This is a genomic window from Pelagerythrobacter rhizovicinus (genome assembly GCF_004135625.1).
Taxonomy (GTDB): Bacteria; Pseudomonadota; Alphaproteobacteria; order Sphingomonadales; family Sphingomonadaceae; genus Pelagerythrobacter; species Pelagerythrobacter rhizovicinus.
Window position 1 is genome coordinate 145,451 of sequence record NZ_SDPV01000001.1, and the last position, 25,664, is coordinate 171,114.

A 25,664-nucleotide genomic window follows, 5' to 3' on the forward strand; every position below is an offset into this window, starting at 1 on the left:
GCGCGCGGTGCAACTTTGCAGACGGCGACGTTCAGCCGGTGACCACCCGCTCTCGGAACCAATCCGCCAATTCTTCCTCGGCGAGTTCGCCTGCTGCGAGTGCGAGAAATGCGACTACGAGTTCCGCATCGGTCGCATTGAGCGCATACCCATTCAGAGCGAGAAAGGTTTCGCTTACGACCGCTGCCGTTATCTTGTTCCCGTCGACGAACGGATGGTTGCGCGCAATTCCATAGGTATAGGCTGCCGCTAGAGCTGCAATATCGGGTTGGCCGTAAGTAGCGAGGTCTCGCGGCCGAGCCATTGCGCTTTCGAGCAACTGAAGGTCGCGCACTCCTTCACCGCCGCCGTGCTCTGCAAGTTGCTCAGCGTGTGCAGCCTGCGCGACAGCCATCGCAACCCACGTCGGTTGACCTTCCATCAGCCTATTTTGCGAGTTCGCGAAGCGCGCGCTTGCGCCGCATCATCACTTCGCGCGCAGTTGCCATTTGCGTTTCGAAATCGTCGTCTGGCCGGCTCAGTTCAATGCCGCGAGGCGTGGTCACAACCGCAACATCGGCACCGATTTCCGCCTCGAGATGCGCGAGCACCTCCTTCGGCAGGATGATTCCGGCGGAATTGCCGATGCGGGTGATCTTGAGTGTCGCGTTCATACTCGTGTTATAACGCCTGTCGCACGGAATCGCAATCCACTGCGCTCACACGAAAACACTTGCGGCGACCCGCGTAATCCTCACATCGTCGCAGCGATGCTGCGCCAGTACGAACTAGTGGAACGGGTCAAGGAGTACGACCCGGACGCCGACGAGGCGTTGCTCAATCGCGCCTATGTCTACACCGTGCAGAAGCACGGCACGCAGAAGCGCGCCAGCGGCGATCCCTACTTCAGCCATCCGGTGGAGGTCGCCGGGCTGATGACCGACCTGCAGCTCGATCAAGAGACGATCGTCACCGCGCTGCTCCACGATACGGTGGAGGACACGCTGGCGACGATCGAGGATGTCGAGGCGAACTTCGGGCCCGACGTCGCGCGGCTGGTCGACGGCGTGACCAAGCTCTCCAAGATCGAGGCGATGCCCGAGAACGAGCGCGCGGCCGAGAACCTGCGCAAGTTCCTGCTGGCGATGAGCGAGGACATCCGCGTGCTGCTGGTCAAGCTCGGCGACCGGCTGCACAACATGCGCACGCTGCATTTCATCAAGAGCCCCGAGAAGCGCCGCCGCATCGCGCGCGAGACCATGGATATCTATGCGCCGTTGGCCGAGCGGGTCGGCATGTACGAATACATGCGCGAGATGCAGCTCCTCGCCTTCGAGCAGCTCGAGCCCGAAGCCTACCGCACGATCACCGGGCGGCTGGAGGAGATCCGCAAGCAGGGCGGCGGGCAGGTCGACGCGATCGCGCTGGCGATCAAGCAGGCGCTCGCGGAGGCGGGGCTCAAGGTCGAAGTCTCGGGCCGCGAGAAGCATCCCTACTCGATCTGGCGCAAGATGGCCGAGCGGCACATGCCGTTCGAGCAGGTCAGCGACATCATGGCCTTCCGCGTGATCTGCGACACCGAGGCCGACTGCTACGCTGCGATGGGCGTGCTGCACACGACCTGGCAGTTCATTCCGGGGCGGTTCAAGGACTACATCTCGACGCCCAAGACCAACGGTTACCGCTCGATCCACACTTCGCTGATCTACGAGAACTCGATGCGTGTGGAAGTGCAGATCCGCACGCGCGAGATGCACCAGACCAACGAGTTCGGCCTCGCCGCGCACTGGGCCTACAAGCAGGCGGACCGGCCCGACGGACAGGTTGGCTGGCTGCGCGACCTGATCGAGATCGTCGACGCCAGCCACGATGCCGAGGAACTGCTCGAGCATACGCGCATGGCAATCTACCAGGATCGCATTTTCGCCTTCACGCCCAAGGGCGCGCTGTTCCAGCTTCCGATCGGCGCGACCCCGGTCGATTTCGCCTTTGCGGTCCATACCGATCTCGGCGCGCAGACCGTCGGCGCGAAGATCAATGGCCGTCACGTCCCGCTGCGCACGCAGCTCGAGAACGGCGACGTGGTCGAGATCATCAAGAGCAAGAACGCGGAGCCCCAGCTTTCCTGGCTCGGCTTCGTCGTGACCGGCAAGGCGCGTGCCGCAGTCCGCCGGGCCGTGCGCCTCAAGGAGCGGGCCGAAGTGGCGGAGATCGGCAGCAAGCTGTTCGACGAGATCGCCGCGCGCGTTCCGGCCAAGATCGGCAAGAAGGCGATCCGCGACGCCGTCGCCCGGCTCGAGCTGGAGGACGAGGAAGACCTGATGTACGCGATCGGCGCGGCCAAGCTCGACGACCGCGAGGTGATGGAGGCGCTCGTGCCCGGCTCGACCGCCAAGATCGCCGATGCCGAGTGGCCGGCGCGCGAGCGGGTCATCTCCATCCGCGGCCTCACGCCCGGTGTCGGCTTCCAGCTCGCCACCTGCTGCCACCCCGTGCCGGGTGATCGCATCGTCGGCCTGCGCAAGCCGGGCGAGGGCGTCGAAGTTCACGCGATCGACTGCTTCGAGCTGGCGAGCGGGATCGATTCCGACTGGCTCGACCTGTCCTGGGGCCGGCGCTCGCAGGGCGCGGTGGGCCGGCTGCGGGTGATCCTCTACGACCGGCCGGGCACGCTGGCGGACATGGCGGCGATCTTCGCGCAGAACCTCGCCAACGTGGTCGCGCTCGATCAGACGCAGCGCGACAGCCCGTTCCAGACCTACGAACTCGATCTGGAAGTGCACGACCTCGCGCACCTGACCCGCATCATCAGCGCCCTGCGCGCCAGCGACGCAGTCGCCCAGGCGGAGCGCATCTGATGGAGGACCTGGCGGGGCGCGTGATCGGCATCGACCACGTGCAGGTCTCTATGCCGATTGGGGAGGAGCCGGCGGCGCGCGCCTTCTATGCGGGAATCCTCGGGCTCGAAGAAGTGCCCAAGCCCGCCCATCTCGCGGCGAGTGGGGGCTGCTGGTTCACGGGCGGCGGCGCGAACATCCATCTTGGCGTGGAGCGCGATTTCCGCCCGGCGCGCAAGGCCCATCCGGCGTTGCTGGTGGACGATCTCGAAGCCTTTGCCGCCCGGCTCGAAACCGCCGCGGTGGCGTTTACGCCGGGCAAGCCGCTCGAGGGCTACGTCCGCGGCGACATCGCCGATCCGTTCGGCAACCGGATCGAGCTGATGCAGAAACTCTGAAGGACCGTTTGCAGCCTAGAGCAGCTCCAGTTCCACGGTTACCGGCGCGCCCGGTTCCAGATCTTCGTCGCGGATGACCTTGCGGCTGACGAGCAGGATCCATTCGCTCGATCGCTTTTGCGGGAAGACCGAGCTCTTCCAGCCGGTGGCGCCGACACGCGCCATGACCTTGACCGAACCGAAGCCGCGCCGGGCGCCGTATTCGAGCCGGTGCAGCCGTTCATGCATCCCGATCTGCTCGGCCGCGCTGCCTTTGATGGCGATCAGGTGGTACGTTCCGCGATCGCCCTGCCAGCGAATGAGCGGGGCGGAATAGGTGAGGACGTCACCGGCCGTCACACGTGCGGCCTCGATGCCCTCGGCAAGCGATGGCTCATTCGTCTCCCACCCGCCGCACCGGCACCGGAATATTGCAGATGTCCGCGCCGCCCGCGGGCACGATGAAGAACGGGTCGCGCCGGTTCGCCCGCGCGTCGGCGTAGCGGGCAAAGGTCTCGCCTTCGGTCGAGAGGTACTCGAACCGCGGCCGCTCGCTTTCCGGCAAGTCGCTCGCGACGCGGATCGAGACGATCGGCACGTTCTGCGCCGGATCCTCGTAGAAGCCGAGCGGTCCGGTGCCCCGCGGCAGACTGGACAGGTGCTCGATCCCCTCCACTACGCGCCCGACGAGGGCGATGTTGCGGTCCAGATGGCGCGGCGCGTGCCCGATCACCGTGTAGAGCTCCGCGCCCGAACCGGTATCGGGGGAATAGCTGCGCCCGACCCCGACCATGCCGTAGCAGTGGACGGGCCAGGCGTTGTCGGCGTTCCAGGCGATTGGCCAGCCTGCGAAGAAGCCGTGGTGCGGCGCGTAGGATTCGGTCGCAGTCTTGAGCCAGGTCGTCTCACTCCTGCGCCGCTCGGACAGATACTCGGTTTCGCTCGTGGAGGACAGACCATTGGGCAGGGGCTTCGCCTTCGCCTCGTCCTCACCGTTGGGATCGCCCCACTGGACGACGTAGTTGTCCTGCACGCGGGTGACGGCGATTCCGTCGTACCATTGCGCGCGGGCGAGGGTGCGGATGTTCTCCACCCAACCCTGGCTGAAGGGGGGCGGCATGAGCTGGATGACGACCTCGCGCGGATCGCCCTCCGCATCCGGGGCGAGCGTCATCACCAGCAGGTCCTCGGGCGCGATGGCGATCCACTCCGACGCCGGTGCCGCGGCGACGATCTCGCCCGGGCTGGGCGGCGCGTCGGCCTCGTTCTGCGCGGCGGCCGGAAGGGCGAGTGCGAGCGCGGCGGCGCCGAGCGCGATAGCGGTGGTCCTCATCGGGCGATCTTGCCAGCGGCCGGCCCCAAGCAAAAGCCCCTTTCCACGCGTTTTCGGGGGCGGAAAGGGGCTCTGAAGGCAGCGTTCGCAGGGAATGCCGATCCGCGCAGCGCTGCCATCCGAGTCGCGTTTACCACAAGTTCGCGGGACCGGGGAGCGTCCATTTTCCGCGGCGCGCCGGCCGATACTTGCCCGGCTCCGGCCGAAAGAAACGCCGGGGCGAAGTGCCTGCTGCGCCTTGCGCAACCGCCGCTCCCCCGCTAGGTGCGCGCGTCTGCCCGGACCGGGCATGCGGAGCGGTGGCCGAGTGGTCGAAGGCGCACGCCTGGAAAGTGTGTATACGGCAACCCCGTATCGAGGGTTCGAATCCCTCCCGCTCCGCCATTCTACGCCGTTTCCCTCAGGCAACGGGTGCCTGCGAGGCCGCTCAGAAGAGCCGATTTTTCGATCGTACGTTCGACGGCGCGGTTGCGACCGGGCTTCTGCGTCCTTTGAAGGCGTCGCCCGTTCAGCCAACATGATCCTGAACAAATGGCCGCTTTGGGAAAGCGGCGAGACGACCAGGAGCGGCACGCCCAGTCACGATCATCGAATTGGTGGAGGCACTCGCGTCGAAAGCGGTTGCTTATCATGGCTCGTCGTTTGGGCAGTTCACGATCTCTTTGCAGACATTGTCGCTAGCTGTTCTATCAGTCCGGATCTGCGTGGGAGTTGTCACACCGAGTGGTGAACGGATCGAGATCGCGGGGAAGCCTCTTAATGAAGACCGTTACTCAGACACATCGAAAGGGAGTAACATGATTGTCACCGTCGCTAAAGTGACTGACCCTGATCGGTTCCTGGAGATTTTCCGAACCTTGGGCGCCGAGAAACGCAGGGAACATGGATGCCGAAGTGCCCACCTCTACTTCGATCCGGACGACGCTCACCGGGTTTGGTCCGTGTTTGACTGGGACGATGAGGACTACGCAGGTTTCCTTGCGGACCCCGAGATTCCAGGGATCGCACGACAACTCGGGCTCCAAGAGCCGCCAGTGCACGCTGAAGCTGCGATCGAACTAGACGCATGATCGGGAGCCTGGATGAGGCTGCGACCACAGTTCAAACATTGGAAACGTTGGCAGATCGCGGCGCAGAGCCCGCGTGATAGGCGCGCACGTGAGGATCAATACCAAGGGTAAGGCGGCGTCTAGCGAAAAGCCTGGGTAGTGGCCGCTTTCAAATTTGCGAACATTTCCTCCATTCCGAGATCTCAGGAGGGAGTGATGACAGGTGTCAAACCGCTCCACGAAGACAGCAAAACGACCGCTATGTCGTCGGGACGGGCGCTTGAGCTGTAGTAAACGGCGGCTGTCGGTGCTCGGCGCCTCAACCTACCCTTCCGCAGACGCCCAGTTCCGGCCCCTAATGGCTAGCAGAGCATCCCGAAAGCAGGCCTCGTCCTGTGTAGTAGAGAACTACTGTGGCCTTCGACTCGCCACATCGATTTCGACGCGTCGGCCGTCTCGCAGCACGGTCAATTGGCGCGCCGATTGGGCGAGCCGCGATTCGGTCAACCATTGGATTGTTTCGCAGCCCGTGTCGTCGGCTGAGAGCTCCCGACCGTCGATCGCCACCACCCGGTCGCCCAGTTCCAGTCCGGCCAGTTGCGCCGCGGAGGCATCGAAGAGCTGAACGACCCTGACCTCGGCATCGGAGGCCATCAACGCATAGCCTGGTTCCGACGAGACGGATCGGGGTCGGTCACGTGGATGCAAAATGATGCGCGTGCCCGGATAATCGAGCGTGACATCGTAGGTGTCGAGTATGCCGAGGCCGATCAGCGATGGCGGAGCGCTGCGAGTAGTTCCGCTATGGCGGCCCAGCTCCGCCCCGCTTAGCCGGATGCCCTCGATTTCAAATCGTAGCAGGTCGGTGTTGGCCCCCAGCCCAGCAGCGGAGACGCCGTGAGAGCCGCGGCCTTCGCGGACAGTGCCGGCGATCATGGCGCTTTTCACCCGTGCATCATCCGCGATGCGATCAAAAAGTACGATCGTGTCGGAATTGCCAGTGTCGAACAGCCCGCGGTCTTCAAAGCCCTCGATCGCGTAATCGAACACGGGAGCGTGTGGGTAACCAGAATCATGCAGACGCGCGACGATTGCGTCCGCTTTCGTTTCCAGATCTGGGAGTTCTTCGAGGCTTCCGGCAATTTGAAGCATCTGCCGTCCCGCGTCGATGTGCCAGACGCTGCCCGGGAATATTTCCGATCCGATAACGCCTCCGTCAAAAAAGCACCGATCAGGATCAGCGATGCCGAAATCGGTTATCAGGACAGGCACGCTGCGGAAGGTAACCCCGCCGATAGTTAGCCGATCGATAACCGCAATTTGTGTCGTGATTTCCCTGCCGTTGGCATCGCGCCCCGTGTTGGTACCTATGACCTCCAGCCCAAGTTCTTCGGCCAATTCGCGCGAGATCATGGTGGGTGAACCGGTGTCGAAGACAAATTGGCGCTCGATACCGTCAAGGCTCGCACGGAAGGCGTATTTTCCCATATGCGGGATCAACGGAACGCTGGTGACGGGCTCTTCGCGCTCGATCGCGATCGCCCGTTGCAGAGCCGCTGCCGCTTCGGGCGTCATTTGCGCGTGCGCCGGTATCGGCACGGTGACCGTCGCCAGCGCGACGATGAGTGCAGCGAGATGCGACTTCACGCTCGGTCTCCACGATTTAGCGACACACCGAAGTGGGCGTCGATGGAGGCGGCTCAACCAAACATCGGTAGGTCGGGCTTCGTCCGACCTTCGGGCGATACAGACCGAAACTCCCGTTCCCCTAACCACCCAATTTTCACCGACCGGGCTTACCGGCCCCGTCCTCCTTACCGGTCATTCGATGGTCGGCTCAAGTGCACGAATGTATGGCTGGTTACGGCGAGTTACTTTCGGTCCGGGAGCTGCGAGGCGATCGAGAATGAATTCCTTCGCGACGGACAGGCCGGACGGGTTCCGCAGGAGCTCGCGCACGAGATATCCGCGGAGCGTGAGGCTCTTGGCCAGAAGCGCGGCTGGCGGAAGGTCGCTCGTACTCGGGTCAAGCGCACCATAGCTGATCAAGATACCTCCGGTCGCGGCGGCAGACACGCGTGACCACGGGGGGCGATCAATTCGCCGGAAAGCGGACATCAATCCTGCGATGGCGTCACATCCTCAGGTGCAACGGATGAGATTGTCATTCGTGTCGGAGGAGCGTCGCTTCTGCCTAGCCTACGAGGCGCGGCAGGCCTTTCCGGCCGAACGCGCAGGTCAGGTTCCTATCCCACTCCGCGAGTCCTGCTGCAGCGTCGAAGGTAGAGTTCAGAAACTCCAGCAGCGCTTCGCGTGGGTCCGGGGCTGAACGGACCGCTTCGTACGGCAGCACGAATTCCCTCAGATTGTTGTCGAACCGTGCTGCCTCCGGCCTCACGGGCTGTTCGGCGAACCCGTCCGGTGTCGCATAGGCGTAGGAGTAGAAGCAGGGTTCATCGATCCCGCCGCCGCCGGGCCAGAAGCCGGCGGAACTGACCTCGTGGCTGTAGGCCTCCCTGGTGACGGCGTCGGGCAGGTTCGGAATGCCGCCGGGATGTAACGGGGCTGGCCTGCCCGAGAAGCGCGTCACGGCAAGGTCGAAGCTGCCCCAGAACAGATGCACCGGACTGACCTTGCCCAGAAATCCGGTGCGAAACTCGTTGAACACCGCGTCGATCCGCACCAGCGCGCGATGGAAGCGGGAGACCGCATCGGCGTCCCACGGCCGCGCGGCGGTATCCTCGGCAAAGGGAGTCGCGTCGGGCAACTCGTTGGGGCAGCCATGATACTCCGGCGATCCGCCGAGCGCCGCGATCGTTTTCTTGAACCTGCCGTCGAATGCAGCGATCGACATCGGTTCGAGCGGGAAGCCGTCGCTTTTTCCGGTCGGGCATGACGCGATGAGGCGCTGGCGCTGCAGGTCGAACTGGACAGTGACGCCTGGACCGTCGGGGACCAGCCCGGTCGTCAGTCCGTCTGCATTGACGTAGAGCGTCGCATGCCACGAGTGATTGACCCAGGGCGTGTGAGCCAGCCGGTACTTGCCGACGATCTGCGTTTGCAGGTGCAGGGCGGCACAGGTGTCCTTCCATGGCGCGAAAGGAATGTCCGGCCACTCGGCATTGTCGCTCATCGCAACTCTCCTTGATTTCCCTCGGGCTGGTCTTGCGCCCAGTCTTCCATCGCCTGCAAGACGGGTTTGAGGCTGCGGCCGCGATCGGTAAGCGAGTAGTCGACGCGGGGCGGAATCTCACCGTAGTCCTTGCGCTGGACCAGCCCGTCCGCCTCCATTTCCTTCAGCGTCTTCGACAAAGTGCGATGGGTAATCGCACCGAGCCGGCGCTGCAGCTCGTTGAAGCGCAGCGGGCCCTCCATGAGCCAGAAGATGACCATGGGACGCCATTTGCCCGAAAGGAAGTCGAGCGTCCGTTCTGCGGGGCAGTGCCAGCCTTCGACTGCGGTTGCAGGCCGGTTCATCGCAGTATCCCTTTGGACCGTACTTGCTGCCATGTCCGCACAGACATATGTTGCACCGGACACGAAAGCAATGCCCGGGGCGAGGCAGACGATGCGCCCCCTCGAAAGGTCAATGCCATGAAGACGCTCGACACCATCCTGCGTAACGACACTCCTCACTGGGTCGGCGACGGGTTCCCCGTGCGCTCGCTGTTCAGCTATCACGGAGATACCACGGCGATCAGCCCTTTCCTCCTGTTCGACTATGCCGGACCGTGGACCTTCGAGCCCGTGAAGGGTCATCCGCGCGGCGTCGGCGAACATCCGCACAAGGGCTTCGAGACGGTGACGATCGTCTATGACGGAGAGGTCAGCCACCGCGATTCCACCGGCGGTGGCGGCACCATCGGCACGGGCGAGGTTCAGTGGATGACGGCCGGATCCGGCGTGCTGCACGAGGAGTTCCATTCGCCCGGCTATTCCAAGACCGGCGGTCCGTTCCGCATGGTGCAGTTGTGGGTCAATCTCCCCGCGAAGGACAAGCTGACCCCGGCCAAGTACCAGGCGATCACGCGTGACGCGATCGCCGAAGTGACTTTCGACGCCGGTCGCGCGCGGGTCATCGCCGGCGATTTCGACGGCACCAAGGGACCCGCCAGCACCTTCACGCCGATCAATCTGTGGGACGTTCGGCTGGATGCCGATGCGGTCGTCACGCTGCCCCTGCCACATGGCCACACCACGATGATCGCGGTCCTCTCGGGGCACGTCACGATCGATGGCAAGGGTGTGGGCGAGGCCGAGATCGCGCGGCTCTCCAGAGATGGGGAGGGCGTCACGATCAAGGCTGATGGCGACGCCATGCTGCTGGTGATGACCGGTGAACCGATCGACGAGCCCGTCTTCGGCTACGGTCCCTTCGTGATGAACACAGAGGAAGAAATCCGTGAAGCGATCGCGGATTTCAACTCGGGCAAGTTCGGCGCGCTGGCCCCGGCCTGATCCATCCGTGTCCGGAGGGAGAGATCTCTCCGGGCACTTTTGCGCGCACCCGTCACACTCTTGCCCGATTGACCCATCAAACGACTCGCGGGATCGAGGAAATCACGAATGATCGAACGCATTATCGACAAACGTACGCATGATCTCGGCGGCGGGTTCGAGGTGGGCCGGGTGCTGCCCTTCCACGCTCGCCGCACGGTCGGGCCCTATATCTTCTTCGATCACATGGGCCCTGCGGACCTTGCTCCCGGCTTTCCGCGCGAGATGGATGTTCGTCCGCACCCGCACATCGGCATCTCCACCGTGACCTATCTCTACGATGGCGCTCTGACTCATCGCGACAGCCTGGGCGTGACGCAGGATATCCGTCCGGGCGAGGTCAACTGGATGGTCACCGGCAGCGGCATCACCCATTCCGAGCGCTTCGATCACGCGCGCGAGCACGGCGCGCATATGCACGGCATTCAGGCCTGGGTCGCTCTGCCGACCGAGCACGAGGAAGCCGATCCGGCGTTCTACCACCATGAAGGATCTGCCGACTTGCCCACATGGGAGGAGAAGGGCCTGCGCGGCCGGCTGATCGCGGGCAGCGCCGAAGGGATGCGATCGGCGGTCAAGGTGCACAGCCCGCAATTCTACATGCACTGGGATATGGATGCGGGCGCGAGCCGCACTCTGCCCGCGGAGTACGAGGAACGCGCGGTCTACGTCGCCGCCGGGGTCGCGGAGATCGCGGGCCAGGTCCTGCGGACCGGACAGATGGCGGTGTTCGACCCGGGCAGGGACGTGCCTGTCACCGCGAGGGAAGCGGCCACCATCATGGTGCTGGGCGGCGACCCCATCGGCGAGCGTTTCATGCTGTGGAACTTCGTCAGCTCGTCGAAAGATCGTATCGAGCAGGCTAAGGAGGACTGGAAGCAGGGGCGCATGAAGCTGCCGGATGCCGATGGCGAAGAGTTCACCCCTTTTCCAGAGGATCGCGATTATGCCCGATGAGAGACCCGAAATCACCGTCGCGCTGGAAGACGGGGAAAGACGCGGCCGATATGTCGGCAAGGTTGCCGGGATCGATGCGGAAGGCGAGATTACCTTTACTCGTCGCGGGCCGAATCTGATCAGTGCCGATCACACGGGCGCGCCCGACGAGCTGAGAGGCACGGGCCTCGCCGCGGCGATGGTCGACTATCTGGTCGCTGATGCGCGCGCGCGCGGGTTCAAGGTCATCCCGCTCTGTCCCTATGTCCGCGCCCGGTACGAAAAACACCCGGAATGGCGCGACGTCTTTACGATCGGTCCGGGCGAGAAACCGAAGCTGACTGCGGCACAATTCAGAGAGTAGTGACCCTACCGTCAACTCGGATATCGATGATCGCCCAGGTCAGTAAGGCGGCGGCGTCTGCGCTCGCTGATGCTTTGCTGCGGCGGTCCACCAGGCCAGGTCGCCGGCGAAGCGTGAGAACGCGCGATCGAGCGCGCGGCCAGCCTCGCCTATGGGCGCACCATTTTCGTCGAGCGTCTTGACGATGGGCCCGACCGCCACGGTGCTGGGAATGACCACCATGCCCATCTCGGACAGAGTCCCGTGCCAGGCGAGGTTGGCGCGCACCCCGGACAATCTGCCCGCCGAGTAGCTCGCCACCGCTGCCGGACGCCAGAACCATTCCTCGAGGAAATGGTCGGTAAGGTTCTTGAGGCCGGGCTGAACGCCCCAGTTATATTCCCCTGCCACGAACACGAACGCATCGGCGCTGCGGATCTGCTCAGCCAGGTCTTGCATCGCCTGCGGCGCATCGCCTGGCGCGTATTCCTTGTACATCCGGTCGAGCATCGGCAGCCCGATCTCACGGGCGTCAAGCAGGCGAGCGTCATTGCCGCGGTCTTTCAGGCCGTGCACTAGGTAGTTTGCAAGACGAATGCCCGTCCGATCGGAGCGATACGAGCCGTAGAGGACAAGAATCCGGTCGCTCATCTCGTCGTGGTCGCCTCTCGATCCGCCGCGTCGGGAAAGTCCATAGTGGCTCGAGAGGATTGATATGGCAATCGTGCGGCTTCCGACCGCTAGTTAGCCGAAGCCTGATAGGCGCTGCCCAATTCGCGCAGAAACAAGTCCACTGCGGCTGCAGTCGGTCTACTTGCAGCCCCGTTTCCGTTGTCCGCAGCGCCTGAATGCATGACAGCTCTCGACGAGCGAGTTTGAGGCCCAGGAGTGACGGTATGTCGGCGGCATGCGTCACTAAGAAGCAAAGCTCTGGCCACTCGCCCGAGTTGGCGAAGCCGCGGCCGTCTGAGCACCACCGCCGCCCCGGTGCGCTTGTGTGTCATTGGCAGTTTCAGGTCGCCAGCCCCCTTCTCGATTTGAGAACAAGAGCCGGGATGCCGGTCCATCGGCAGGATGCGAAAGCGCGCGCTGGCAACAGACAGAGGACACCGTCATGAACACCATGCCTGGCACTATAGACCTCCGCGAGGCCGCAGCGGAGGATATCCGCTTCGCTTTCGCCCCGTTTTCGTTGGGCACAGCGCTGGTCGCGGCCAGCGTGACGGGCGTAGCTGCCATCCTGATGGGGGACGATCGCACCGCGCTCTCCCGCGAGCTGGCCGGCGCCTTCCCGGCCGCGCGGATGACTCTCGACGAGGCTGGCCTGGAAGCCGTCGTGGAGAAAGTCGTCGCCTTGCTCGAAGCGCCGCACGAGGGGTTGAACCTGCCCCTCGACATTCGCGGCGGCGCGCTGGAGCGGGTCGTCTGGCAGGCGCTGCGTGCCGTGCCGCCGGGCGAGACCGTCACATATGGCCAGATCGCCAGAGCGTTACCGGTGCCCGCGACGGCACAGGAGGTCGGCGCCGCCTGCGCAGCCAATGTGCTCGCAGTCGCCGTCCCCTGCCACCGCGTGGTCAAGGCCGACGGGTCGATCTCCGGCTACCGCTGGGGCGTGCAACGCAAGCGCAAGCTGCTCAACCGGGAGGCGATGGCGTGAGCACTGCAATCAGGAACATCGCGACAAGAGTTCACGAAGCCGGCGTCCGCGTCAGACCGGCCGACTGGGCGACAGTTTCCACCGAAGTCGACGACCAGGGCTGGTCGGTCCTGCCGAAGCTGCTTTCCACGCAGGAGTGCGACGCGCTCGCGCGCCGATTTGACCGGGAAGAAGACTTCCGCAGCCACGTCGTCATGGCCCGGCACGGTTTCGGCCGCGGCGAGTACAAGTACTTCGCCTATCCCCTGCCGCCTCTGGTCGAGAACCTGCGCACGAATCTCTATCCGCACCTCGCGCCGATCGCCAACCGCTGGCACGAAGCGATGGGGGGCGACGCGCGCTTTCCGGACGACCACGCCGCCTTCATCGCGCGCTGCCACGCGGCCGGACAGACCCGCCCGACGCCGCTGCTGCTCCAGTACGGTGAGGATGACTACAACGCGCTCCACCAGGATCTTTACGGCGAGCACGTCTTCCCGCTCCAGATCGCGATTCTGCTCAGCGAGCCGGGAAAGGATTTCGAGGGCGGTGAGTTCGTGCTGACCGAGCAGCGTCCGCGCATGCAGTCGCGCGCGATGGTGGTCCCGCTCAGCCAGGGCGATGCCGTAGTGTTCGCGGTCAACAACCGGCCTGTGCAGGGCAAACGCGGCGCATATCGTGTCAAGCTCCGCCACGGCGTCAGCAAGCTGCGCGCGGGCCATCGCCACACGCTGGGGATCATCTTCCATGACGCCACCTGAGACAATCATGCTCCCGCTCGACCTGTACGACACGGCGTCGCGAGACGTACGGCTGGACGAGGGTGCTCTGGTGCTCGGTGGCATGGCGCGTTCGATCGATCGCGCACTGCTCGACGCGTTGACCGTGGTCGAGCGCGATGCTCCGTTCCGTCACCTGCTGACGCCCGGCGGCGGGCTGATGTCGGTGGCGATGACCAACTGCGGCGCTGTCGGATGGGTGAGCGATCGCAGCGGCTATCGCTACGATCCGGTCGATCCCGAAAGCGGCAAGCGCTGGCCCGCGATGCCGGCCGTTTTCACCGATCTCGCGGCGCGTGCGGCGAACGCGGCCGGCTTCCGGGAATTTGCACCCGATGTCTGCCTGATCAATCGCTATGAGCCGGGGGCTCGTCTCTCGCTGCATCAGGACCGCGATGAGCACGATCTCGGCCACCCAATCGTCTCGGTATCGCTCGGCCTTCCCGCCATCTTCCTCTGGGGCGGTCAGCAGCGCGTCGATCGTCCGCGCCGCGTGCCGCTCACCCACGGTGACGTGGTCGTCTGGGGCGGGCCGGCGCGTATGACCTTCCACGGTGTACGTGCCCTCGCAGAAGGCCATCATCCGCTGACCGGGAGCATCCGCTACAATCTCACTTTCAGACGGGCGTTGCCCAGGGGCTAAGGGCCGGAGCGATCGAACCAGTTTTCAGCTCGGCGACTTCTGTCCGTCGCCGATACCGTTAGGAGAGAAAAGCGGATGATCCGCTTTTACCGCAAGTTGGCTTGACGGCCGCCGGTCGAGTTTCGGCCCGGGACACGGATTACGGTTGGGCTGGTGGAGCGCGGCTGTTTGCTGACGCTTCCGCACGAGCCATTTCGTCCATTGCTGCCGCGCGTGTGGCACGGAGCGTCGAACCTCGCTTGCGTGTCTTCTTGGCACCGGTTGATGCAGCGGTCGGACCGGTTTGGGTCGAGGGGGGACAAGATGATCCCGTGGGGAAAGTTACTCTCGGTGCTGTCCGTGTATCTTGCGCTGGCCGCCACGGCATGGCCGGATTCAGAGGCGCCTCTCCCCCGTACGGCCGTTGTCGGCGTGACGGTGATCGATGGGACAGGTGCGCCGCCCCGCGCGGACATGGCCGTATTGATCCAGGGCGATCGGATCGCAGCGGTCGTGCCGCGCAGGGATTTTGCGCCCCCCGCGGGCACGAAGATCGTCGACGGCACGGGCAAGACCATCATCCCCGGCTTTGTCGGAATGCACGATCACACCCATGTGCCGGGAAATACGTTCACCGGCGAAGTCGCAGCGGGCCTGTGGATCGCGGGCGGGGTGACCACGGTCATGACGGCAGGCAGCGCCGAGCCCGAACGCGAGCTCGCGCTTGCGCGGGAGATTGCACAAGGTGAGCGCATCGGTCCCGAAATTCTCCCCAGCGCGCCCTATATCTCCGGGCCAGGCGGCAGCCCTGCCATGGCCATGCCCGCTGACGCAGCGGCGGCGCGCGCATTCGTTCGCGACTGGAGCAAGCGCGGCGTTCAGTGGTTCAAACTCTACCGGCACACTGAACCGGCGATCGCGGCGGCGGTGATCGACGAGGCGCATCGGCAAGGCCGGCGCGTGACAGGCCATCTCTGCTCGATCACCTTTGCCGAGGCGGCTGTAATGGGCATCGACGGGATCGAACACGGGCTTACATCCGCAACCGATCTCGTTCCGGACAAGGAGCCCCGTAGCTGCCGCTCGGCGGTGCCCTTGCTCGATGCTCTCGATCTGGACAGCCCGGAAGTTTCGCGCCTGATCGCGACGCTGGTTGCGCAGGATGTCACGCTCACCTCGACACTGGCAATTCTGGAAGGGCGGTTCGCCGATCGCCCGCAGGGCGATGCACGGAGCCTGGCGATGCTGACGCCCGCCGCGCGCGATCGGCTGGCGGCCCACAGGGCGCAATTGGAAGCCGATGCCGCAACCACCCGGTGGACGTCCGCGGTCTGGGAAAAGATTCTCGCCTTCGAGCGACGCTTCGTGGCGGCGGGGGGCACACTCCTGACCGGCCCCGATTTCGGGCGCCACGTCGTTCCCGGCTTCGGCAACCAGCGCGGATTCGAATTGCTCGTCGAAGCGGGTTTCACCGCGCCCCAGGCAATTCGCATCGCCACTTTGAACGGGGCGGAAGCGCTGGGCCTGAGCGACCGGATCGGAAGGATTGCGCCGGGGTACGAGGCGGATCTGGTCCTGATCGACGGGGATCCGGCGCGCGACGCCCGGGACATTCGCAAGGTCGAGACTGTCTTCGTCAACGGGCAGGCAATTACGCCGGCGCCGCTGATCGAAGCGGCGCGCGGGCGTTTCGGTCCGCAATGATCGCCAACCCTCTGGCGGCGGGCGTGCATGCCGTTCGGCCAAGCCTCTTTGAGACCGAAGTCATGCATCCAGGAAGATCCTGCAAGATGCCGGGGCCGGCCTGCTCCATCAAGCTAGTCCTCGATGTAAGCCACCTCCCCGAAGCGGCGGTTGCCGTAGACGAGGGCCTGCGTTTCCTGCCCAAGCATCACGCTGCTGACCGAGCAGGCAAAGACACGGTGCGTTCCGATCACGTGCGACTGCAGCACATTGCAGAGCATCAGCGAAGCCGCGTCGCGGAGCACTGGCGGCCGTCGGTCGCCGAACTCCCACGCACCGTGTTCGAAGCGCGCGTGGCCGCGCACGCCGGTAATCCCGGCGAACGTCCTTGCCAGCGCGGCCTGACCCGGCCTGAGCGTGTTTATGCATAGCTCGCCGGCCGCAACGAGCGCATCGTGCGCCGCGGATTTGCGATTGACCGACAGCAGGATGGACCGCGGATCGGTCGAGAGCGAAGTCACCGCCGTCACCGTCATGCCGTAATCGCTACCGGCGTGGTGTGTGGTGACGATGTGAACCGCGCTCGCCAAGCGGGCCATCGCTTCGAGGAAACTCTCCAGGGGCTGAGGCCCGGTGCGGTTCTCCGGGAGCGAGAAGCGCTTTTCGGGAGGCGCGTCGACAATCGCCGAGGGCCGGATGTGGAGTTCGCTCATGCAGGCGCCCCGTGAAAGGGTGGGAACGCAGGAGGGCGCCCGGCAGGTGCCGGTCGCCCTCCTGCGCCGTCGGTCAGGCGGCCAGCGCCGCGCTCGAATGGTAGTTCATCATCGCATCGTAGTTCGTGCGATAGAACATGTCCTTGATCTCTTCGTCGACGCCTTCGAGCGTGCTTTCGAATTTGCCGACCGGATCCTTCGTCCCTTCCGGGTGGGGGTAGTCGCTCGAGAACATGAAGAGCTCTGCGCCGCCATCGCGGATCATTTCGCCGACGTCCTCACCCGGGAACGGGGTGAACTTGACGGCGCGGCGAATGAACTCGGACGGAAGCATCTCGAGCTCCTGGACGTAGGGGTCCGTCCGCTTGAAGGACTTGTGCGCGTAGTCGAGGCGGCGAAGGAAGTCGGGGACCCAGCCTGCGCCGGATTCGATGACGCCGCCGCGCAAGCCCGGATGCCGCTGGAAGACACCGTCATAGATCATGGCCGTAAGAAACTCCTGAGGCGCGAAGCAAAGCGAGGTGAAATCGGCAAAACGCAGATTCTCGCCGCCGCCGTGGAGGTCGGGTGCGCGCTCACGGCCGTTGTTGTGGTATCCCTTGGGCTGCGTCTTGGTGCCGGTTCCGATGTGGACCATGAACGGGATCTTGCGATCCTCGAGCATTTTCCAGAACGGCGCGTGATCGGGATGGCCCGGGGACATGTCTCCGCAGGGCATCGGCGCAACACCTACCGCACCCGCGCCTGCGCCGATTGCACGCTCGGCTTCGGCAAATGCCATGGCAGGATTGTCGAGCGGGATGTAGGCCACGTTGACCAGCCGTTTGTCGCCATCGCAGAAGGCCTGCTGCGCCTTGTTGGCAGCCCGAACGATGGCGTATTTCTCTTCCTCGCTGTCGGCCTTGCCCATCGCGGCGAGACACGCCGTCGTAAAGACGAGCTGGCTGGTAAAACCATACTTGTCGAGCATGCGGGTCCGCTCGCTTGCGTCGAACGCACCGAACGCCATCCACCCCTTGTCACCCGCGATCGGATCTTCGGCCGCGGCTGCATCTGCTTCGGGATCGCCCGCGCGCGCCTTCGCCTTTTCGATCATGCCGACGACGCGGCCCGACTTATCGGCCTTGTAGAGGGTGCCGTACTTCTCCCGCAGTTCGTGGCTATCGAGAAACTCGTAGATCCAGTCGTCGGTTTCCATGGTGTGGCTGTCGGCGTCGTTGATGACGCGCCCATAGGCGTAGTTCATAGATCATCTCCCAATTTGAAACGCAGGCCCTTCAGAAAATCTGCCTCGCCGCGAACCTGGAGGGCGGTCATCCCAGTTGCGGCTGAAAAATGGAGCGGGCAGTCGCGGGACGGATGGGGTCCGCATTCGCCGCCCGCTCCAGTCGTCAATCACCAAGGCGGACTCGGAGAGTGAGGCCCGCCTGGCGCTCGCGGTAACGAGAGAGGTATTGGGCATAGCCGCCCGAAGTGTCGGCCGAGTTCGGCGTGATCAACGTGGCGTAATGCTTGTCGGTGATATTGCGGACGAAGCCGCGCAGCTCGAACATGCCATCGGCGAAAGAGAGCGCTGCCGAGGCGTTCCAGATCCCGTAGGCGGGCTGGATCGTCATGGGATCGCCCGTCGCCGAGAACTGCTCGTCGTCCTGCCAGGAGTAATCGGTGGCGAGCAGCAGGTCCATGTCGTCGGTCAGCGGCGTCTCGAAGTTCGCAGCGACGTTGAACTTGAACTTGGGCGAGTTGGCCAGCTGGTTGCCATGGACGTCGATTACGGGGCGCCCATTGACGAGGCGGCAGCCGTTGCTGAGCGTCGGCACGGTATAGGCGTAAGGGCATGAGAGGCCGTCCAGATCACGGTACTCCCCGTCGACGTACGCAGCGTTCGCCGACAGGTTCAGGCCCTGAACCGGCCGGACCGCGAGCTGCGCCTCGGCGCCTTTGGTCACGAGGCCGCCGGCGTTCGTGGTCCGGAAATCGGGCGGATTGGTGCTGGTGTCGTAGATCTGGGTCTGGAAGTCCTTGAACTTCTCGTAAAACACTGCCGCGTTGAAAGTCGCCGCTCCGCCGAGGAAGCGTGACTTCACGCCCAGATCGTAAGCCATGACAGTCTCGGGGCGGATCAGTGGGCTGACGTCCGGCTGGACGACGCCCGTCGAAGCTAGTCCGGGCCCTTTGTAGCCGCGGGCTACGTTGGCGTAGACCATGACATCCGGGGCAACGTCATATTCGCCCGTGATCTTCCACGAGAAGTTGGTCGACTCGCCGCGTTCCACCGTATCCCCTGCGACACTGCCGATAATCGCGGAGGAGCCGGGAAGGGCGCCGGGCAGATCGTAGGCGACACGGCGGGCGCGCAACTCGTCGTGGGTCAGACGCCCGCCCACCCGCACGCGGAGAGCGTCTGTTGCGTTCCAGGTGACCGAGCCGAATCCCGCGTAGCTCTTGCTGACGAAGTCGGTTTCGATGACGCCGACGACCAGCGGCGCCGGCGCCGGACCGAGCAGGCGCCCGCCGGCGCGGAAGAGAACATCGTTCTTGCCGCGGAAGTAATACAGACCGGCGAGCCATTCGATCGTCTGCCCCGGATCGGACGCAAGCCGCAATTCTTGGCTGAACTGCCGGTAACGATAGTCGCCCCCGTTGTAGTCGAAGCGGTCGAGCGGCGTCTGATCGCCATCGAAGTCGAGGATGTGGTGATTGTCGCGCACACCCGTGATCGAGGTCAGCGACATGCCGCCGAGATCGATGTCGACTTGCCCCGTAAAACCCTTGTAACGGCGGAGCGGCGCGCCGGGGTACGTGCCGGTTGGCATGCCAAAGACCACCGAGAGGTTGTCCGGCCCGGGTTCGATTCCGTACTGGCCCAAGTAGTTCGCGAGATTGGCGTTCTCGCCGAGCGTCAGCGCAGTCGAGAAGCAGCAGACCGATGTGTCCTTCGCGTAGTCGCCGGTCACCAGAATGCTTACGGCGTCGCTCGGCTCGAACAGGACCTTGCCGCGAAAGCCGTAGTTGCGTGTACCGTTGTAGTCTTCGCCCAGATACGGGTTGTGGATGAAGCCCTCGGTGCGGTTACGGAAGCCGACGAGGCGCACGGCCAACTGCTCGCCCATCGGCAAGTTGACGATCCCGCTGTTGCGAAACTCTCCGTCCGTTCCGACGGTGGCGGACATCTCGGCGGCGAACTGGCCGAGGCGCGGCGCGTTGGTGACAATGTTGACCAGCCCCGCCGACGCGTTCTTGCCGAACAGGAGACCCTGCGGCCCCTCCAGTACTTCCACGCGGTCGATGTCGATGAGAGATGCGGCTGATTGCGGCTGGCCGAGCACGACACCATCGACGACGGTCGAGACGCTTTGCTCGACGGTCGAGGAAAACGATGACGTCCCGATTCCGCGAACGGCAAAGGCGGACGACATCGGCATGGGGTTGTCGCGGAACGTCAGGGTAGGCGCAATCCGCGTGAGATCGCGCGAATCGACGATCTGCAAGGTTTCGAGAGCCTCACCACTAGCGACGGTTATTGACTCGGAAACGTCCTGGACGTCCTCGACCCGCTTGCGTGCGGTGACAAGGATGACGTCCCCCGACGCCGCCGTGCTGCGGGCTGAGTGCTCCTCTGCTTCCTGAGCAGCAAGCGGCGTCGCGCCGAGCATGCCCGCGGCCGCCACGGTCGCAAGCGCGCCTGCGTGCCCGAAAGCCTTCTTGTCCATCTCTCTCTCCCATTGCGAGCTCCTCGAGAAGCCCTTGAGAGCAACCTGTCATGTTATTTGAGTGTGTGTCAATACGTAAACAGGTGATGTATTATAGCATAGCGTACGTCATCGTCCCAATATGGAGTGCAGGTCAGTAAATCCGTCTTTCCAAGATTCAGCAGTCCTCTCCCACGCGCTTTGCCGTCCGAGGGAGCGCTCTCTTGGGGCAAAAGCGCCTACGCGTGAGGCGCTAGGGCGGGGCGTAGGATTGTTCGGATCTGCGTCTCGAAAGCGCGGCATCGATCCGAAAAGGCGAATCCTACGCACGATCCGCATTCTTGACGAGAACTCAAATAACAGGGGGTGTATATGATTCAGACGACAGCGAGAACCCCGATCTGGATCGTGGCATCGGAGAGAACCGCAACGATGACGCGAGGCGCAGGATCGCCCCATTGTGCGCCCGGCGCGGCTCACCTTTCCATTCCCGCTGCTCCACCCTATGGTCCGGTCCATGAGTGAACGCGTGCGCGAAGTGGACCTGCAGCCCCGCATGCGCGCACAGGATCGCGTTGCAATGATGGTGCTGGAGGCGGATCGCCAGATCAATTTGCGGCGATCGGCGCGAATTGCTCCCGCCGATATTGCGGCTGACCTGGGGACAAGCCGGTCGCTGTTCTATTCCTACTTTCCTGATCTCAATGCGTTGCTCATCGCTGTGCTCGACCGTCATGCGGACCTGCTGCTGAAGGCTGGGCTCGATCGAGCCGCAGATCGGCAGGACATGCTGGCGGCCGCGACCGATAGCGCCGGCGTCTATCTCGATCACATCGTCACCTACGGTTCGGCGATCGAGCTCTGTTTTCGCGAGCGGTGGCTCGTTCGCCACCTGCATGGCCGGATGAAAACGCTGGCCAATGGCGTCCTTCGGAAGCTGGCGCGCAAGATCCAGGGTGAGCTACGCTACGGTCCGCGCGAGGCGCTTGGGATTGTCCAGATCCTCCAGGCGATGCCCGAGGAGGGCGCGCGGCTTGTTCGCAGCGGCGATATCTCGCTGGAAATGGCGCATGATCTTTGCCGCCGGCATATCACGGTCTCGCTAGAGGAACTGCGACCCCAGCCGAGCGCCCGTACCTAGGCGGCGCGCTGGGCGTTGCTGCGGACGCAGCCCATCACCATCGGCAGGCACAAGCGGATGCCGGCCTCGATCGACAAGTCGCGATTGGCGATGAGCCTGCCCGTGCGCAGGCAAAGCGCAGTGACCAGTCGGTTGCTCCCGAGCGCCTCTTCCTTGCTCATCCCGTAAGTCATCGACATCGAGTTGATAATGGGATCGGTCAGCATCGCGCGCGTCGCCGCCCGTTCGCGTCGCAGGATCTCGCGCACGTCCGTCTCGAGCAGGATCGACTGGAGCAGAGAGCCCCGCCGTCCGGCTTCGTTCAGGTAGTTTACGGTGGACAAGACGATCTGTGTGATCCGGTCCTGTCCACGCAGTACGACCCCCTGCCTTGAGCGTTCGAACTCGCGAATTTCGCGCCGCGCCAGTTCTGCCAGCACATCGACCCGGCGCGGGAAGCAGTTGTGCGCCTGCGCCTGGGAGATCCCGGCCTCGCGGGCCAGGCGGTTGAGGCTGACTTCGTCAACGCCCTCCTGCTCGACAATGCGCGCTGCGATTTCGAGTAGCTGCGCTTGACGCTCCCTTATTGGCAGGCGGGTGCGTTTCATCTTGGGAGACACGGTCTTCGCCTTGCCGGTTGCGGGCTCATATGGAGGGAGGGGAGGACGAAGAGCAGTCCGCTCCTTCGCTGAGAGCCGCCAATAGCTGCGCTTTGGTCGCGGCACATCGAGCCGATCGCACATCTTCGCCAAGCCGCCCGGCGTGAGCCCAAAGGTATGGGAAATCTCCGTGAGCGGGGAGGACCACACCGCTTCGTACAATTCCGCCCGGTCCAGCATGGGCGCCTTGCGGCTCACCCGAGCCTCCAACCACAACTTGCCCAGCTCCGCAGCGGGGGAGTATCGAACTGGAGCACCTCGATCATGTGGAGACAGTGCCAACACCAGGAGAGGTGCGCAATAGCAACCGATCCGAACAGATTGCGCCGGGCGTGGGCCAGCATTGATCTATCTCGATCGGGACCAAGCTCGAATGGGACCGGTGCTCGCGCCCCGGCGTTCGCAGCGGTCGACGATACCTCCGCCCCGGATGTGGTCGATCCGTTTCGTGCGCCATTGCCGCAGCGCGAGGCGCCCGGCAGCCATTGATCCGACCGCCGAAAGTTCATACTGGTAACCGGTGTCATAATATGCCACACCAAGCGCAAATGACCGTTCCTGAGGTGCGGCAGAACTGGGAGAGGTGAGGATCGTGGACGCAGGTGCGTACAAGTCTTTTGGCCGGGAAGCGGTGCATTGAAGGTCAGCCGGCGTGCCTTCGTCGGCGGTGCGTTCGCCATGGGGCTGGCCGGATGTGGCGGGGGCGGTCGGTCGACCCTGTTCGGGACGGACACGCATCCTGCCGACTACCCGACCGTTCAGGCCTTTCGGTACTTCGGCGATCTCGTGGAGCGGCGGAGCGGGGGCAGACTGCGGGTGAAGATATTCCCCAGCGGTCAGCTCGGGGCTGAGCGCGATACGCTGGAGATCACGAGCTTCGGCGGCCTCGATTTCAACCGCGTCAATCTCGCGCCGCTCAATTCGATCGAGCCGCTGACCACGATCTTCTCGCTGCCGTTCCTGTTCGATAGCGAGGCCCATCTGCGCCGGGTTCTCGACGGGGAGCCGGGCGAGCGCGTACTCCGCTCGCTCGCGCCGCACGACATGATCGGCCTGTGTTTCTACGATTCCGGCGCGCGGTCCTTCTACAATACGCGCGGCCCGATCGAACGGCCTGCCGACATGCACGGCATGAAGATCAGGGTTCAGAATTCCGACCTCTACGTGGCGATGATCCAGGGTCTCGGCGCCGCCGCGACACCGATGGACCTAAGCGAAGTCTATCAGGGGCTCGTCCAGGGCGTGATCGATGGAGCGGAGAACAACTGGCCCTCCTACGAGAGCGGGCGTCATTACGAAGTCGCGCCTTACTACAGCCTCACGCGCCACGTCATGGCTCCAGAGGTGCTGCTGATGTCGAAGGTGAGCTGGGACAATCTGAATTCCGCAGACCGGGAGATCGTGATGGAGAGCGCGCGCGAATCGGTGCCCTACATGCGCCGCCTGTGGGATGCGCGCGTGGCAGCGGCGCAAGAGGCGCTGGTCGCCGACGGAGTCCGGGTGAACGAAGTCGACCCCAGGCCTTTCCGGCGACGAATGCATCCGGTCTGGGAGAGCTTCGTCACGACCGACGTGCAGAACGATATCATGCGCGCGGTGCTGGCGATGGGGGACGGCAATGCTTGATACCTTGAAACGCGTGAATCGAGCGGCGAGTGCTTGCCTGCTCCATGCCGGCGCGGCGGGACTCGTCGTCATGACGGCCGTCATCGGCTGGCAGGTGTTCGGCCGCTTCGTCCTGAACGACAGTCCGTCATGGGCGGAGCAGGCCGCGCTGGTTCTCATGATCTGGTACGTGTTCTTCGCCGCCGCGGCGGGCGTTCGCGAGGGGTTTCACATCCGCATCGTCGCCGTGCAGTCGGCGCTGCCGCCTTCCGTGCGCCGCGTGGTGCGCCTGGTCGCGCACGTGGTTGTCGGGCTGAGCGGCGTCGCACTTCTTGTGTGGGGAGGGGAACTGGTCGCGCGCACCTGGAGCCATGTCATCCCGACTCTCGGCCTGCCGCGCGGCGTTGCCTATCTGCCGCTGCCGCTGTCGGGCGTGCTGATGGCACTCTTCGCGACCGAGCTGATCCTGGAGGACAGCGCAGGCGAGGAAAGCGCGGACATGGAGATGGAGAGCGGTCAGTGGAGCTAGCGGTTCTCTTCCTCACTCTGCTGGTCCTGCTGCTGCTTGGCGTGCCGGTGGCGTTCGCCCTCCTGGGTGCGACAATCGCCGCCTTTCTCGCGATCGACCTCCCGCTGGTGGTCGTGTTCCAGCGAATGGCCGCGGGCATCAGCGTGTTCAGCCTGATGGCCATCCCGTTCTTCATCTTCGCCGGGGATCTGATGTACCGGGCGGGGATAGCAACCCGCCTGGTGCAGGTGGCCGAAGCCACTTTCGGCCGCACACGGGGCGGTCTGGGGCAGGTGAACGTCGGCGCATCCATGCTGTTCGGCGCCGTATCCGGCTCCGCCATTGCCTGCGCATCGGCCATGGGGTCCACCCTGGTCCCGCTGATGAAGGAAAAGGGGTACGATACCGACTACGCGGTGAACGTGACCGCGACCGGAGCAATCGTCGGACTGCTCATTCCGCCTTCCCACAACATGATCATCTACGCGGCGGCTTCGGGTACCGGCGTGTCGATCGGTGACCTGTTCCTGGCCGGCATCGTGCCCGGGGTCCTCACCGGGCTCCTGCTGATGATCGTCACTTATGTGGTGGCACGGCGGAAAGGCTATCCCCGCGGCATCTTCCCGGGCTGGCGACCTTTCCTGCGCGCGGCGCTCTATGCAGTGCCTGGGCTCCTCACGGCGATCATCATCATGGGAGGGATCCTGAGCGGCATCTTCACTGCAACGGAAAGCTCGGCGATTGCAGTCATCTACACGGTCCTGGTCGGCGCTCTCGTCTACCGGACGCTGGGGCCGAAGGAGTTCCTGGGAGCCGCGGTCCAGTCGGTGAAGACTACCGCCATGGTGCTCCTGATCATCGCCTCGGCCACGGGCTTCGGCTTTGCGCTCGCGATCCTCGAGGTCCCGGCCGAACTCGCGAACCTGATCGGGTTCATGACCGACAATCCGATCCTGATCCTCCTCCTCATCAATATCATCCTGCTCCTGCTTGGCACGTTCATGGACATGGCCCCGCTGATCGTGATCACGACGCCCATCTTTCTGCCCATCCTGATGCCGCTGGGGATCGATCCGGTGCATTTCGGGATCATCCTGATGCTCAACCTCGGCATCGGGCTCGTGACCCCGCCCGTGGGCTCGGTGCTGTTCGTCAGCTCGGCGATCGGCAAGATCCCGATCGAGCGGACGGTGAAGACGATCTGGCCGTTCTACGGCGCGCTTGTCGTTGCGCTGATGCTGATCACCTACATCCCCGAACTCTCCATGGCGCTGCCGAACTATTTCGACTGAGGAG

General features: G+C 64.2%; 26 protein-coding genes and 1 tRNA gene. 15 read left to right on the plus strand and 12 right to left on the minus strand.

Features of this window, described 5'->3' with window-relative positions:
• Window positions 1–31: 31 nt before the first annotated feature.
• Entirely contained in the window at window positions 32–421 is a 390-nt protein-coding gene (locus ETX26_RS00815; protein WP_129522827.1) for a type II toxin-antitoxin system death-on-curing family toxin, read from the minus strand.
• A 4-nt stretch (window positions 422–425) separates the two neighbouring features.
• Window positions 426–653 carry an AbrB/MazE/SpoVT family DNA-binding domain-containing protein gene (locus ETX26_RS00820; protein ID WP_129522828.1) on the minus strand — a complete coding sequence of 76 codons (228 nt, stop codon included), beginning with the start codon at window positions 651–653 and terminating at the stop codon, window positions 426–428.
• A 96-nt stretch (window positions 654–749) separates the two neighbouring features.
• Here ETX26_RS00820 and ETX26_RS00825 point away from each other — a divergent pair, with 96 nt between their 5' ends.
• Both ETX26_RS00825 and ETX26_RS00830 read left to right on the plus strand, forming a co-directional pair.
• Window positions 750–2,837 carry a RelA/SpoT family protein gene (locus tag ETX26_RS00825; protein WP_129522829.1) on the plus strand — a complete coding sequence of 696 codons (2,088 nt, stop codon included), beginning with the start codon at window positions 750–752 and terminating at the stop codon, window positions 2,835–2,837.
• Complete coding sequence (locus ETX26_RS00830) at window positions 2,837–3,214, plus strand: VOC family protein (protein WP_129522830.1); 378 nt, start codon at window positions 2,837–2,839, stop codon at window positions 3,212–3,214. Before ETX26_RS00825 ends, ETX26_RS00830 begins: the two co-directional genes overlap by 1 nt.
• Before the next feature lie 15 nt (window positions 3,215–3,229).
• Here ETX26_RS00830 and ETX26_RS00835 read toward each other — a convergent pair whose 3' ends face one another.
• A complete protein-coding gene (locus ETX26_RS00835; RefSeq protein WP_129522831.1) occupies window positions 3,230–3,553 on the minus strand; it encodes a DUF1905 domain-containing protein in 324 nt (107 codons plus the stop codon).
• Window positions 3,554–3,587: 34 nt separating this feature from the next.
• Complete coding sequence (locus ETX26_RS00840; RefSeq protein WP_129522832.1) at window positions 3,588–4,526, minus strand: peptidylprolyl isomerase; 939 nt, start codon at window positions 4,524–4,526, stop codon at window positions 3,588–3,590.
• 293 nt (window positions 4,527–4,819) lie between these two features.
• Here ETX26_RS00840 and ETX26_RS00845 point away from each other — a divergent pair.
• Window positions 4,820–4,910: transfer RNA gene (locus ETX26_RS00845), tRNA-Ser, on the plus strand.
• 413 nt (window positions 4,911–5,323) lie between these two features.
• Window positions 5,324–5,596 carry an antibiotic biosynthesis monooxygenase gene (locus ETX26_RS14565; RefSeq protein ID WP_129522833.1) on the plus strand — a complete coding sequence of 91 codons (273 nt, stop codon included), beginning with the start codon at window positions 5,324–5,326 and terminating at the stop codon, window positions 5,594–5,596.
• Between the two features lie 387 nt (window positions 5,597–5,983).
• On the opposite strand, the gene ETX26_RS00855 is transcribed toward ETX26_RS14565, so the two are convergent.
• The 3 genes from ETX26_RS00855 to ETX26_RS00865 all read right to left on the minus strand — a co-directional run bounded on the left by ETX26_RS00855 (window position 5,984) and on the right by ETX26_RS00865 (window position 9,052).
• Window positions 5,984–7,222: a retropepsin-like aspartic protease gene (locus tag ETX26_RS00855; RefSeq protein WP_129522834.1), complete on the minus strand. Its 1,239-nt coding sequence runs from the start codon at window positions 7,220–7,222 to the stop codon at window positions 5,984–5,986.
• Between the two features lie 547 nt (window positions 7,223–7,769).
• Window positions 7,770–8,708 (minus strand): DUF5996 family protein, encoded by a 939-nt coding sequence (locus ETX26_RS00860; protein ID WP_129522835.1) that lies wholly within the window; start codon window positions 8,706–8,708, stop codon window positions 7,770–7,772.
• Window positions 8,705–9,052 carry a winged helix-turn-helix transcriptional regulator gene (locus ETX26_RS00865; protein ID WP_129522836.1) on the minus strand — a complete coding sequence of 116 codons (348 nt, stop codon included), beginning with the start codon at window positions 9,050–9,052 and terminating at the stop codon, window positions 8,705–8,707. Before ETX26_RS00865 ends, ETX26_RS00860 begins: the two co-directional genes overlap by 4 nt.
• A gap of 117 nt (window positions 9,053–9,169) precedes the next feature.
• On the opposite strand from ETX26_RS00865, the gene ETX26_RS00870 reads away from it, so the two are divergent.
• The 3 genes from ETX26_RS00870 to ETX26_RS00880 all read left to right on the plus strand — a co-directional run bounded on the left by ETX26_RS00870 (window position 9,170) and on the right by ETX26_RS00880 (window position 11,372).
• Window positions 9,170–10,033, plus strand: coding sequence for a pirin family protein (locus ETX26_RS00870; protein WP_129522837.1), 864 nt, complete (start codon window positions 9,170–9,172; stop codon window positions 10,031–10,033).
• Between the two features lie 108 nt (window positions 10,034–10,141).
• Window positions 10,142–11,029, plus strand: coding sequence for a pirin family protein (locus ETX26_RS00875; protein ID WP_129522838.1), 888 nt, complete (start codon window positions 10,142–10,144; stop codon window positions 11,027–11,029).
• Entirely contained in the window at window positions 11,019–11,372 is a 354-nt protein-coding gene (locus tag ETX26_RS00880) for a GNAT family N-acetyltransferase (RefSeq protein WP_129522839.1), read from the plus strand. Before ETX26_RS00875 ends, ETX26_RS00880 begins: the two co-directional genes overlap by 11 nt.
• 39 nt (window positions 11,373–11,411) lie before the next feature.
• Here ETX26_RS00880 and ETX26_RS00885 read toward each other — a convergent pair whose 3' ends face one another.
• Window positions 11,412–12,002 (minus strand): NADPH-dependent FMN reductase, encoded by a 591-nt coding sequence (locus ETX26_RS00885; protein ID WP_129522840.1) that lies wholly within the window; start codon window positions 12,000–12,002, stop codon window positions 11,412–11,414.
• A 463-nt stretch (window positions 12,003–12,465) separates the two neighbouring features.
• Between ETX26_RS00885 and ETX26_RS00890 the strand changes: the two genes are divergently transcribed.
• From ETX26_RS00890 to ETX26_RS00905, 4 genes are all read left to right on the plus strand, one after another.
• Window positions 12,466–13,008 carry a methylated-DNA--[protein]-cysteine S-methyltransferase gene (locus ETX26_RS00890; RefSeq protein WP_129522841.1) on the plus strand — a complete coding sequence of 181 codons (543 nt, stop codon included), beginning with the start codon at window positions 12,466–12,468 and terminating at the stop codon, window positions 13,006–13,008.
• The gene (locus tag ETX26_RS00895) at window positions 13,005–13,748 is read left to right on the plus strand and encodes a 2OG-Fe(II) oxygenase (RefSeq protein ID WP_404825247.1); all 744 of its coding nucleotides are present in this window, start codon (window positions 13,005–13,007) and stop codon (window positions 13,746–13,748) included. The genes ETX26_RS00890 and ETX26_RS00895 overlap by 4 nt, the downstream gene beginning before the upstream one ends.
• Window positions 13,735–14,409 (plus strand): DNA oxidative demethylase AlkB, encoded by a 675-nt coding sequence (alkB, locus tag ETX26_RS00900; protein ID WP_225425441.1) that lies wholly within the window; start codon window positions 13,735–13,737, stop codon window positions 14,407–14,409. Before ETX26_RS00895 ends, alkB begins: the two co-directional genes overlap by 14 nt.
• Window positions 14,410–14,862: 453 nt before the next feature.
• Complete coding sequence (locus tag ETX26_RS00905) at window positions 14,863–16,092, plus strand: amidohydrolase family protein (RefSeq protein ID WP_165271670.1); 1,230 nt, start codon at window positions 14,863–14,865, stop codon at window positions 16,090–16,092.
• A 113-nt stretch (window positions 16,093–16,205) separates the two neighbouring features.
• Here ETX26_RS00905 and ETX26_RS00910 read toward each other — a convergent pair whose 3' ends face one another.
• From ETX26_RS00910 to ETX26_RS00920, 3 genes are all read right to left on the minus strand, one after another.
• Entirely contained in the window at window positions 16,206–16,784 is a 579-nt protein-coding gene (locus ETX26_RS00910) for a flavin reductase family protein (RefSeq protein WP_129522843.1), read from the minus strand.
• A gap of 73 nt (window positions 16,785–16,857) precedes the next feature.
• Window positions 16,858–18,030 carry an amidohydrolase family protein gene (locus ETX26_RS00915; RefSeq protein WP_129522844.1) on the minus strand — a complete coding sequence of 391 codons (1,173 nt, stop codon included), beginning with the start codon at window positions 18,028–18,030 and terminating at the stop codon, window positions 16,858–16,860.
• Window positions 18,031–18,175: 145 nt separating this feature from the next.
• On the minus strand, window positions 18,176–20,497 hold the full coding sequence (locus tag ETX26_RS00920) for a TonB-dependent receptor (RefSeq protein ID WP_129522845.1): 2,322 nt from the start codon (window positions 20,495–20,497) through the stop codon (window positions 18,176–18,178).
• Window positions 20,498–20,993: 496 nt separating this feature from the next.
• Between ETX26_RS00920 and ETX26_RS00925 the strand changes: the two genes are divergently transcribed.
• Window positions 20,994–21,617, plus strand: a complete 624-nt coding sequence (locus tag ETX26_RS00925; RefSeq protein WP_129522846.1) for a TetR/AcrR family transcriptional regulator — start codon at window positions 20,994–20,996, stop codon at window positions 21,615–21,617.
• On the opposite strand, the gene ETX26_RS00930 is transcribed toward ETX26_RS00925, so the two are convergent.
• Complete coding sequence (locus ETX26_RS00930; RefSeq protein WP_129522847.1) at window positions 21,614–22,453, minus strand: TetR/AcrR family transcriptional regulator; 840 nt, start codon at window positions 22,451–22,453, stop codon at window positions 21,614–21,616. The two genes, ETX26_RS00925 and ETX26_RS00930, sit on opposite strands and share 4 nt — an antisense overlap.
• 438 nt (window positions 22,454–22,891) lie before the next feature.
• On the opposite strand from ETX26_RS00930, the gene ETX26_RS00935 reads away from it, so the two are divergent.
• The 3 genes from ETX26_RS00935 to ETX26_RS00945 all read left to right on the plus strand — a co-directional run bounded on the left by ETX26_RS00935 (window position 22,892) and on the right by ETX26_RS00945 (window position 25,660).
• Window positions 22,892–23,881, plus strand: coding sequence for a TRAP transporter substrate-binding protein (locus tag ETX26_RS00935; protein ID WP_225425442.1), 990 nt, complete (start codon window positions 22,892–22,894; stop codon window positions 23,879–23,881).
• Window positions 23,882–23,951: 70 nt separating this feature from the next.
• A complete protein-coding gene (locus ETX26_RS00940) occupies window positions 23,952–24,389 on the plus strand; it encodes a TRAP transporter small permease (protein ID WP_225425443.1) in 438 nt (145 codons plus the stop codon).
• Window positions 24,380–25,660, plus strand: coding sequence for a TRAP transporter large permease (locus ETX26_RS00945; protein WP_129522849.1), 1,281 nt, complete (start codon window positions 24,380–24,382; stop codon window positions 25,658–25,660). The genes ETX26_RS00940 and ETX26_RS00945 overlap by 10 nt, the downstream gene beginning before the upstream one ends.
• Window positions 25,661–25,664 lie beyond the last annotated feature (4 nt).

Bases quoted from the DNA above. Each gene is read 5' to 3' on its own strand.
- ETX26_RS00815 (WP_129522827.1), bottom strand. From the start codon at position 421: ATGGAAGGTCAACCGACGTGGGTTGCGATGGCTGTCGCGCAGGCTGCA.
- ETX26_RS00880 (WP_129522839.1), top strand. From the start codon at position 11,019: ATGCCCGATGAGAGACCCGAAATCACCGTCGCGCTGGAAGACGGGGAA.
- ETX26_RS00915 (WP_129522844.1), bottom strand. From the start codon at position 18,030: ATGAACTACGCCTATGGGCGCGTCATCAACGACGCCGACAGCCACACC.
- ETX26_RS00865 (WP_129522836.1), bottom strand. From the start codon at position 9,052: ATGAACCGGCCTGCAACCGCAGTCGAAGGCTGGCACTGCCCCGCAGAA.
- ETX26_RS00925 (WP_129522846.1), top strand. From the start codon at position 20,994: ATGAGTGAACGCGTGCGCGAAGTGGACCTGCAGCCCCGCATGCGCGCA.
- ETX26_RS00860 (WP_129522835.1), bottom strand. From the start codon at position 8,708: ATGAGCGACAATGCCGAGTGGCCGGACATTCCTTTCGCGCCATGGAAG.
- ETX26_RS00885 (WP_129522840.1), bottom strand. From the start codon at position 12,002: ATGAGCGACCGGATTCTTGTCCTCTACGGCTCGTATCGCTCCGATCGG.
- ETX26_RS00830 (WP_129522830.1), top strand. From the start codon at position 2,837: ATGGAGGACCTGGCGGGGCGCGTGATCGGCATCGACCACGTGCAGGTC.
- ETX26_RS00870 (WP_129522837.1), top strand. From the start codon at position 9,170: ATGAAGACGCTCGACACCATCCTGCGTAACGACACTCCTCACTGGGTC.
- ETX26_RS00825 (WP_129522829.1), top strand. From the start codon at position 750: ATGCTGCGCCAGTACGAACTAGTGGAACGGGTCAAGGAGTACGACCCG.
- ETX26_RS00905 (WP_165271670.1), top strand. From the start codon at position 14,863: ATGGCCGTATTGATCCAGGGCGATCGGATCGCAGCGGTCGTGCCGCGC.
- ETX26_RS00820 (WP_129522828.1), bottom strand. From the start codon at position 653: ATGAACGCGACACTCAAGATCACCCGCATCGGCAATTCCGCCGGAATC.
- ETX26_RS00940 (WP_225425443.1), top strand. From the start codon at position 23,952: ATGACGGCCGTCATCGGCTGGCAGGTGTTCGGCCGCTTCGTCCTGAAC.
- alkB (WP_225425441.1), top strand. From the start codon at position 13,735: ATGACGCCACCTGAGACAATCATGCTCCCGCTCGACCTGTACGACACG.
- ETX26_RS14565 (WP_129522833.1), top strand. From the start codon at position 5,324: ATGATTGTCACCGTCGCTAAAGTGACTGACCCTGATCGGTTCCTGGAG.
- ETX26_RS00875 (WP_129522838.1), top strand. From the start codon at position 10,142: ATGATCGAACGCATTATCGACAAACGTACGCATGATCTCGGCGGCGGG.
- ETX26_RS00840 (WP_129522832.1), bottom strand. From the start codon at position 4,526: ATGAGGACCACCGCTATCGCGCTCGGCGCCGCCGCGCTCGCACTCGCC.
- ETX26_RS00920 (WP_129522845.1), bottom strand. From the start codon at position 20,497: ATGGACAAGAAGGCTTTCGGGCACGCAGGCGCGCTTGCGACCGTGGCG.
- ETX26_RS00910 (WP_129522843.1), bottom strand. From the start codon at position 16,784: ATGAGCGAACTCCACATCCGGCCCTCGGCGATTGTCGACGCGCCTCCC.
- ETX26_RS00890 (WP_129522841.1), top strand. From the start codon at position 12,466: ATGAACACCATGCCTGGCACTATAGACCTCCGCGAGGCCGCAGCGGAG.